Source organism: Streptomyces sp. MnatMP-M17, from assembly GCF_900091995.1.
Taxonomy (GTDB): domain Bacteria; phylum Actinomycetota; class Actinomycetes; order Streptomycetales; family Streptomycetaceae; genus Streptomyces.
This window is the reverse complement of record NZ_FMDK01000976.1, coordinates 1-8,992: the sequence shown is the minus strand read 5'-3', so window position 1 is coordinate 8,992 and position 8,992 is coordinate 1. Positions and strand designations below refer to the sequence as shown.

Annotated in this window: 9 protein-coding genes; 2 read left to right on the top strand and 7 right to left on the bottom strand. The window is 69.0% G+C overall.

What is annotated here, in order from left to right:
• Both GA0115259_RS34495 and GA0115259_RS34490 read right to left on the bottom strand, forming a co-directional pair.
• Positions 1-503: CNNM domain-containing protein (locus tag GA0115259_RS34495; RefSeq protein ID WP_141716810.1), on the bottom strand; the 503-nt coding region annotated here is incomplete at its 3' end.
• 189 nt (positions 504-692) lie between these two features.
• Positions 693-2,093, bottom strand: coding sequence for an LCP family protein (locus GA0115259_RS34490; RefSeq protein WP_093604212.1), 1,401 nt, complete (start codon positions 2,091-2,093; stop codon positions 693-695).
• 296 nt (positions 2,094-2,389) lie between these two features.
• Here GA0115259_RS34490 and GA0115259_RS34485 point away from each other — a divergent pair, with 296 nt between their 5' ends.
• Entirely contained in the window at positions 2,390-2,971 is a 582-nt protein-coding gene (locus GA0115259_RS34485) for a TerD family protein (RefSeq protein ID WP_093604210.1), read from the top strand.
• Positions 2,972-3,070: 99 nt separating this feature from the next.
• Here the strand turns inward: GA0115259_RS34485 and GA0115259_RS34480 are convergent, their stop codons facing one another.
• The 5 genes from GA0115259_RS34480 to GA0115259_RS34460 all read right to left on the bottom strand — a co-directional run bounded on the left by GA0115259_RS34480 (position 3,071) and on the right by GA0115259_RS34460 (position 7,823).
• The gene (locus tag GA0115259_RS34480) at positions 3,071-3,943 is read right to left on the bottom strand and encodes an alpha/beta fold hydrolase (protein WP_256098278.1); all 873 of its coding nucleotides are present in this window, start codon (positions 3,941-3,943) and stop codon (positions 3,071-3,073) included.
• A 208-nt stretch (positions 3,944-4,151) separates the two neighbouring features.
• A complete protein-coding gene (locus tag GA0115259_RS34475; protein WP_093604206.1) occupies positions 4,152-5,006 on the bottom strand; it encodes a YhjD/YihY/BrkB family envelope integrity protein in 855 nt (284 codons plus the stop codon).
• 118 nt (positions 5,007-5,124) lie between these two features.
• Positions 5,125-5,874 carry a PIG-L deacetylase family protein gene (locus GA0115259_RS34470; RefSeq protein WP_093604204.1) on the bottom strand — a complete coding sequence of 250 codons (750 nt, stop codon included), beginning with the start codon at positions 5,872-5,874 and terminating at the stop codon, positions 5,125-5,127.
• A complete protein-coding gene (locus tag GA0115259_RS34465) occupies positions 5,871-6,551 on the bottom strand; it encodes a DUF1796 family putative cysteine peptidase (protein ID WP_093604202.1) in 681 nt (226 codons plus the stop codon). Before GA0115259_RS34465 ends, GA0115259_RS34470 begins: the two co-directional genes overlap by 4 nt.
• A 30-nt stretch (positions 6,552-6,581) precedes the next feature.
• Positions 6,582-7,823, bottom strand: coding sequence for a class I SAM-dependent methyltransferase (locus GA0115259_RS34460; RefSeq protein WP_093604200.1), 1,242 nt, complete (start codon positions 7,821-7,823; stop codon positions 6,582-6,584).
• Positions 7,824-8,100: 277 nt separating this feature from the next.
• Between GA0115259_RS34460 and GA0115259_RS34455 the strand changes: the two genes are divergently transcribed.
• The gene (locus tag GA0115259_RS34455; protein ID WP_093604198.1) at positions 8,101-8,919 is read left to right on the top strand and encodes a lipase family protein; all 819 of its coding nucleotides are present in this window, start codon (positions 8,101-8,103) and stop codon (positions 8,917-8,919) included.
• The last annotated feature ends 73 nt before the right edge of the window (positions 8,920-8,992 follow it).

The window sequence follows — 8,992 nt, the reverse complement described above, 5'->3', positions numbered from 1 at the left end:
CCCCGCCGTACGAGCCGGTTGGCGGTGTTGTTGAGATGCCGGATCAGCGGCGCGAAGGCCGCGGTGAAGCCGCGCTGCGGTCCCGCCACCACCTTGGCGACGGCCAGCGGGCTGGAGATCGCCCAGTTCTTCGGCACCAGCTCACCGATGACCATCAGCACCACCGTGGACAGGGCGACACCGAGCAGGGTGGCGACGGTGGAGACACCGCCCTGCGGCAGGCCCGTGGCCTCCAGCGGGCCCTTCAGCAGCACGGCGAGGGACGGCTCCGCGAGCATCCCGATGACCAGGGAGGTCACCGTGATGCCGAGCTGGGCGCCGGAGAGCTGGAAGGTCAGCCGCCTGGCCGCCGCCAGCGCACCGGCGGCGCCACGCTCGCCCGCCGCGACGGCACGCTCCAGCTCGCCGCGCTCGACGGTGGTCAGGGAGAACTCGGCCGCGACGAACACCGCACAGGCGAGGGTGAGCGCGAGGGCGAGGAGCAGCAGAAGCACTTCGGTCACCGTGCCACCTCCGCCCCTGGGCTCGTCGGGACGGGAATGACACGGCTCGTACTGGGAGGCTCACCCATTGCGGGACCGCAGCTCCTTCTCGGATCAGATGGTGGGAACGGGGTGGGCACCCCGGTCCCTTCATAGTAAAGGAATCGCAAAGCTGTGCTGCCCGGTGGCCGGTACCGGCCACCGGACCGGTCATCGGAGGGCATCGAAGTCCGGACCCACGGTCAGTGTCACCACTCCCGGAGCGGCCTGTGCGTCCTCGCGCGCGACACCGCCCGGCAGCCGGGAGGCCAGCACCTCGGCCGCCGCACGGAGGCCTGGCGGATGAGTGACCGTGGTCCGTTTCGTGTGCTCGGGGGCGTTGCCGACGCCCGTGACGGTGAATCCTGCCGTACGCAGGGTGTCCGCGACCTTCGCGGCCCGGCCCGGAACGCCGGTGCCGTTGAGGACCTGGACCCGTACGGTATGGGCGTAGACCGGGTCCTTGGAGTCCGCCGTCAGCCGCTCCTTGTCGACCTCCTCGTCCTTGGCCAGCGCGGTGAACAAGTCGGCGGCCTGCGGATACTGCCAGACGACATTGGCCTTGTCGGTCGGCACATCGAGCTCGCGCACATAGTTCGGCACGGTCAGAAACGTCAGCCGGTCGCCGGGAATGCCCTTGATCTCGGAGGCGAGACCGGAGAGCGGCTTGATGCCCGCCAGCTCCTTGTCCGTGGTCAGCGACTCGGTGGCGGAGTCCAGAAAACCGTACAGCGCTTTCGGGCTGGTCAGTCTGGTCTGGGCCTTGGCGGCCAGGGCCTCCATGAACTCCTGCTGTCTGCCGATGCGTCCCAGGTCCGAGCTGTCCCCGATGCTGTAGCGCGTACGCACATAGCCGAGGGCCTTCTCGTCCTTGACGGTCTGGCAGCCGGCCTCCAGATCGAGATGGGCCTTGGTGTCGTGGATCGCCGCCTCCGGGCAGACCTCGATGCCGTCCAGCGCGTTGACCATGCCCTTGAAGCCCTGGAAGTCGACCGACATGAAGTGGTCGATACGCAGTCCGGTGTTCTGCTCCACCGTCTTGATGGTGCAGGCGGCGGCGCCGGCGATCTCGCCGCTCGTACCGCCAATGGCGAAGGCTTCGTTGATCTTGAAGTGGTGCGCTGCGGAGCGGCTGCCATTGCCTCGGTCGCAGGCGGGTATGGCCACCCAGGAGTCACGCGGGAGCGAGACCACCGTGGCCCATTTCCGGTTCGCGGCCAGATGCAGGACCATCAGTGTGTCCGACTGCATGGTGGTGAGGCCGCTGCCGTACTTCGCGTTGTCACCGGCCCGTGAGTCGGAGCCCACGACCAGGATGTTCTTGGAGCCGGGACTCGAATTGACCGGCCGCCCGCCGCCGACCTTGTTGTCGACGTCGGCGGAGTGGATATTGCCGTTGAGGTCCTGGTAGACCCAGGCCGCGGTACCCGCCACGGCGATCAGCCCGACGGCAAGGACCGCGCCGGACCAGACGGCTATTCGTCCGCGCCGCGTCAGTCTGGTACGGGGCGCGCCATGGGTGGCGCGCCGGTTCCCGCTCCCGTCGGGGCCACGCTGTTTCCCGGATTCCATCTCCACGCTGTTCCTCCGTCCCCCGTACCGGCCGGCCCACTGCCCACGGCCCGCCGTCCGGGCCCTCTCGGCCCGTCGGCCATGCCGGTCATCGCCCTGTGCGATTCGTGCACTCTACTTTCTCTACAGACGTGTAGAGAAAGCTGGGTGGTTGCCCGTGTGACGGGCTGCCGCCACCGCCGCGCCCTCGGGCCGCCAACTTCTACAGTGTTGTAGATTTACGTGGCGTCACCCGGGCCGGAAGGTCCGCCGGGCGTCCGGTGTGCCCGGTTCCGGGACGGATGAAGGGAAGCGATATGAGCGTCAACCTTGCCAAGGGCCAGCGGATCAGTCTGACCAAGTCCGGCGGAGGCGAACTCACCGTCATCCGGATGGGCCTGGGCTGGAAGTCCGCGCCGCGCAAGGGCTTCTTCGCCAGAATGACCGCGCGCGAGATCGACCTGGACGCCACGGCGCTTCTCTTCGCCGGCCAGCAGGCCGTCGATGTCGTCTACTTCCAGCATCTGATCAGCGACGACGGTTCCGTACGGCACACCGGCGACAACCGGGTCGGCGGTGCGGGACAGGGCGGCGACGACGAGTCGATCGTCGTGGACCTCCAGCGCGTTCCCGTCCATGTCGACCAGATCGTCTTCACGGTGAACTCCTTCACCGGGCAGACCTTCGAGGAGGTCGAGAACGCCTTCTGCCGACTGGTCGACGAGACCAACGGCCAGGAGCTGGCACGCCACACACTCACCGGAGGCGGGCGGCACACCGCCCAGATCATGGCCAAGGTGTACCGCTCGGACACCGGATGGCAGATGGCCGCCATCGGCAGCCCCGCCGAGGGCCGTACGTTCCAGGACCTCATCCCGGCCCTCGCGCCGCACCTCTAGCCACCGCACTTCTAGCCGATCCCGCACCTCTGGTGCCGATCACGGGCCGAGGCGTGCCGTCCCCACACGGCACGCCTCTCCGGCAGGTTCGGACCTGGTTCAGACTGGCAGCGCGCGGCCCAGGAAGTCCCTCATCAGCGCGGTGACCGCCGGGAGTTCGCTCTCCAGCAGGAAGTGCCCGCCGTCGAGCAGATGCACCTCGGCATCGGGCAGATCGCGCCGGAAGGCCCGTGCCCCGTCGGGCCCGAAGATCTCGTCGTTACGGCCCCAGACCGCGAGCAGCGGTACCTGCGTCGTACGGAAGTACTCCTGCACCTGCGGGTAGAGCGCGACATTCGTCGGATACTCGTTGAACAGCTTGAGCTGGACGTCCATACTGCCGGGACGGCTGACCAGCATATGGTCGTGCATCCAGGTGTCGGGGCTGACCAGACTCGTATCCGGCACCCCGTGCGTGTACTGCCACCGGATGCCCTCCAGGCTCAGCGCGCCACGCAGCGGAGCCGCCTTCTCCTCGGTCATGTCCTCCGCGTAGTCCCACAGCGGCTTCCAGAACGAGTCGACGAACCCTTCCGTATAGGCGTTGCCGTTCTGTGAGACGACCGCCGTGACCCGGGTGGCGTCGCGCAGCGCCAGCCGCCAGCCGACCGGCGCGCCGTAGTCCTGTACGTACAGGGCGCACCGCCGGATCCCGATCGTGTCGAGAAAGCCCTCCACGGCATCGGTCAGGGCGCCGAAGGTGTAGTCGAACCGCTCCACGGGCGGCATGGCGGAGTAGCCGAAGCCCAGCAGGTCCGGCGCGACCACGTGATAGCGATCGGCCAGCAGTGGGATGAGACCGCGGAACATGAACGAACTCGCGGGCGCGCCGTGGAGCAGTACGACCGCGGGCGCCGCGGCGTCCCCGGCCTCACGGTAGAAGACCGTTTGGCCGCCCACGTCAACGGTGCGATGGTGCACGACAGTCATGATCCAACCTCCTGGGCGCCGACGGCGGGACGGTCCTCGATCCGTTCACTGACGGGACTCGATCTGCTCGCTGAGGACGACGCTGCCAGACAACGGCCCACTCGGCACGGCGGGAGAGCGGGCGGAGCAGCGGGTGGAAGAACGGGCGGAGGGACGGGCGCGGGCGGTGGAAGTGGCCGCGCCGTGGGCGGTACGCCGGCGGCCCGGCGGATCAGATCTCCTCGGCCTCGATCTCGCGCTGGAGCCGCAGATGCGTGCGGTGCTCGTGGTAGAGCCGGCCCACCAGCGCGCTCCCGTAGACGACGAAGCCGACCCCGACGAGCCAGGACTGAAGTACCAGCACCGTGCCGAACGGACCGTAGGTGACGGCGTTCGCGGCGATCAGCGGCGAGAAGACCAGCCGGGAGAACACCCGCAGACCGAGCAGTCCCAGGGCGGTCGCGATGGCGCCCGGGATCAGGGCGCGCCAGCGGACCCGGCCCGCGAGAAGGAAGCGCTGGGACCACCAGAAGAACAGGAACGTCGCGATCAGATCGCCCACTGTGGAGAGAGTCAGTTCGATGACGGACTGGGAGGTGACGGACGTGTTGACGAAGACCATGAGGAAGAAGACCAGCATCGCGAGCCAGACGACATGGCGCCACATGGTGTGCCAGCGGGCCGTCGGCAGCTCCCAGGCCTTCTCGTAACCGGTCTGTACGGCCGAGCCGAAGGTCAGACCGAACGCGGCGAGCGCGGCGAGACCGAACGCCGTCGTACGCTGCAACGCCTGTCCCGGTCTGCTGAAGAGCTGCTGGATCTGCTCCTGCGACGACCCCGACACCCCGAGTCCCTGTCCCAGCCAGCGGGCGAAGCCCTGGCCGCTCGCCGGATCGGCCGCGGCGACCAGGACCAGCAGGGGCACCAGCGTCAGAAAGCCGAGCGCGGCGAAGCTCATGGCCCGGTGCATCAGCTCCATCTCACGGCCGCGGTTCCAGGCGAGTCCGGCGGGCGATGTGATGATCCTGCTGTACACGCGCTCCAGCCGGTGCCTGAGTTCGGCCGCACCGAGACGCTTTCGGGTCATGTGTCGTCTACTACCCCGGCGGGCGCCACGCTCTGTCCAGGGCCCCCGGATGGGGGTGTTCTCCGTGCTCTCTGTGCCCTCCGGTCATCCGTGCTCTCCGGTCATCCGTGTTCTCCGGTCATCCGCGCTCCTCCAGCGCCCAGACACGCTCGGCACGCAGCGGACCGCCACGGGCCAGCACACTGCCGTGGTCGACGGCGAGCGGCGCGAGCTGTGAGGCGTAGCACTGCACCGCCGCGCGCTTGGCCGCCCACTGCTCGTCGGAGAGATTCAGCTCGTACGCGACCTGGAGTACGAAACGGCTGTCGAGATCCTGGTAGGCCACTCCGAAGTCGACATCCTTGGCGAGCGCCGCGTCCGCCCCGGGCGTGCCCCACTCCGGCAGATGACCGGTGTACGGCAGATCGGCGTAGACAAGAGGGAGCGGTCTGCCGAGACCGGAGAGTATGTGCAGGGCACGGTCGCGCACCTTCGCGTGATCGGGCTGATTGGTGCTCAGCGGGATCAGCAGCCGGGTCTCGGGAGCGAGGGCCGTGAGATAGGTGTCGATCTCATGGAGCACGCCTCCGTCCTGGTAGGGACCGTCCGGATGTCCCAGCGGAACACATGCCGCACCGAGCAGCGCACAGGCCCGCGCGTCCTCCGCCCGCCGCGCGTGATGCGCCTCGCCCGCCGAGGAGAAACCGCACGTGCTGTCCCACCACGAGACGTCATGGCCGGGCGAGGGCGCTCCGCCGTGGACGGTGACGACGGTGACCGGCGAGCCGAGCGCCGGGATCAGACCAGCGAGGGACAGCACGGCGTCGTCGAAGTGCGGGGAGAGGATCACGGTGGCGGGCGGGGCCGCTGTCGGCCGGGACGTGGTCATACGGGAGTGCTCCTGTCGGTCGGTCTCGGTGCTGAGCTGCTGAGCTGGTGATGAGCCGCCGGCCGTGGACCGCCGGCGAACCGTACGTCGCGGAGGGCGGCGTCCCACTGGGCGTCGTCGCCCTGCCACCGCCCGGGAGCGGCGGCCACCGTGCCCCAGCCGATCCCGGGACCGAGCGCGTCCGCGTCCGGAGGCGGCGTACGGCGCAGCCAGAGCAGATCGAAGCGGTGCTCCGGATGCGCCGTCGCGATGACCAGCCGCAGCCGGCGCAGATCGGCCGCGGCGAGTTCGTCGAAGGCGTCGTGATGGATGTACAGCACCCGCGCGGACGAACCGGCGAGCGTACGCCAGCGGTCGGCCAGCGCGGCGAACTTGGCCCGGACGGAGCCGAGTTGGCCGTCGATGTCGCCACTGTTGAGCGTGGTGCCCGAGGAGGGACGGAAGTCGTGGAAGAACCGGATGTCGGAGCCGCGGTCCAGCGCGCAGAGTCCGTCGCTGAACGGTTCGACCAGGCCGGGCCGCAGGACGTTGGTGAAGTCGGTGGCGATGGTCTCCACGACGGACTCGAAGTCGAGATCGAGCCAGTCGAAGAAGTGCGCGCGGTCGTCGCCGGTGATACGGCGGATCTGATAGGTGGATTCGCAGTGGTAGCCGAGACCGACGAGCCGGTCGTACATATCCGCTCTCCCGGGAGGTCAGTCAGTTGGTCAGCCGGCCGTGCGCCGCAGCAGCACTCCCACACTGCCGCGCTTGCTCAGATAGGCGCGTCCCGCGCAGACGGTCTCGACCTGCGGAGGTACCAGCACTGTTTCCTCGTCCGCCCGCCAGAGCGTGGACCGTTCGAGCCAGGGCCGTAGCCGGGAGGTGAGCGCCTCGGGTTCGAGGGCGACGAACACCCGGTCCGTGGCGAGTCCGTCGAGCAGCGCGAGATCCTGGCCGTAGTAGAGCATCTCGATCAGCAGATGGGCCGCGGCGTGCGGCGGGCCGTCCTCGGCGTGCGGCGGGCCGTCCTCCTTGGCCAGCTCGGCCAGATCGGCGCCGTCCACGGTGACTGCCTCGGAGCCGGCGAACGCGGCGGTGAGCCGGTCCCTGAACGCGGAGTTGGGCTCGGTGGCCCGTACGGTGAAGCCCGCGGCGGCGAGCCGACGGGTCAGCGCGCCCTCACAGGCGCCCACCTCCACCAGAGGGCCCTCGACGCCGGCGCACTGGTCCCGTACCCAGGCCGCGGTCGCGTCCAGCCGCCGTTCCTCGTAAGGCGAACTGCCGAACTCCCAGGGGTCCACGACGGACGCGGCCTCGTCGTCCAGGCTGGCCATCAGGGCGTAGAGCCGCTCGCGCTCGCTGGGATCCGCGTCGAAGAAGCGCTCGGCGGCGGGGATATGCGGAGTCTGGACGACATAGTCGGGATCCCGCTCGGCCAGCAGATGCCCGCACGAGCGGTTGACGAAGTCCAGCTTCGCGGCGATCAGGTGCCGGGCCAGCGGACGGTCGAGATCGCTGAGGAACTGGAGATACGGCGAATAACCGACGGCATGGCGCAGTTCGGATCCGCCGTCGGGACGGCCGGCGTGGGCGAGGGCGGTGTCACGGCCGAGCCGTCCACGGCTGCGCCGGGTGTCCGCCGGAGAGTGTGTCCAGATCCGGACGGTCTCCCGGCTCCGGCCGTCGTGGGCGTACGGACCTTCCTGGCCGTCGCGCCAGGCTCCGGCCCGGGAGAGGAGACCGGCGAGGATCTCCGGGCCCGGCGCGGCGATGCTGTCGGTCACGGGCCGGACATGGGAGGCGAGCCGGGCGAGCCGCTCAGCCGTGTCGGTTCCCGCGGCGAGTGTCAGTATCTCGGCGCGGTCGCCGAGGATCACCCGGGTCTCACCGCCGTGGTCGTCGGTGAGTACGGACAGGAAGTCGAGGACGGCATCCTCGGCCCGGAGTACGACAACGATATCAATCACGGCACTTCGGTCCTCGGTACAGAGCCGACGGAGGGAGCGGGACAGGGTGAGGCCGGTCGGGGGAGGGCTCGTGACGGGGTGTCGGCTGGCAGGGACCCTAGCGGGCGCCCAGGTATGTGGTCCAGACCAATCAGGGCGGTGATCGCCGAATTTCAGCCATCCGGCGAGTGCTTCCGTGCGCCGCCCTTGTGGGTGAACGCGGTTCCGTGGCGAGGGGGAAATATGGCAAATCATATGACTTGACACCGAGTGCCCGTATAAGCCCGGAGGTTCTCCCATGCCACTCGCCCCGATCGACCATCGGACGACCGGTTACCAACTGTCGCACGCCTACTGGCTGGCCAAGGCCTCGGAGCTGGCCTACCGCGACCGGGACACCGCCCGGGCCGCCCTGGCGGAATGGGGGTTCGACCGGTTCCGGCACGTCGAGTCACGGCACGAGATGCCGTTCCCGCTGGAGGACACCCAGGCGTACACCGCCGCCAGTGACGGGATGATCATCACCGCGTTCCGCGGGACGACTCCTCATGAGATCCGCGACTGGCTGACCGACGGCAACACACCGCCCGTGCCGGGCCCCGGCAACAAGGGCTTCGTCCACTACGGGTTCCACCAGGCGCTCGCCTCCGTCTACCCGGATGTACGCGACGCCATCGAGGAGTTCCGTACCCGCGACCAGACCGTGTGGTTCACGGGCCACAGCCTCGGCGGCGCGCTCGCCATGCTCGCCGGCACCCGGTTGTACTTCGAGGAGCCGAGGATCCTGGCCGACGGCATCTACACCTACGGCCAGCCCCGCACCTGTGACCGGCTGCTCGCCGCCGCGTACAACACCGCCCTGAAGAACCGTACATACCGCTTCGTCAACAACAACGACATCGTTCCGCAGGTCCCGCCGGCGCCGCTCTTCACGCATGTGGACACCGTCAAGTACTTCGACTCGCACGGGAAGATCCATGACCGGCTGCCGTTCGTCGATGTCCTCAGGGACCGGGTGACGGGCCGTACGGCCGATCTGTTCGCGCCCGCCTCCGACGGCATCCGCGACCACTTCATGCCCGCCTATCTGGCGAACCTGGAGAAGAACCTGGTCTGAGGAGCTGTCGGCGGCGGTCTTCGGGCCCTGCCCGACGGGCAGGGCCCGAAGACCGGCCCGCTTCAGCGGCGGG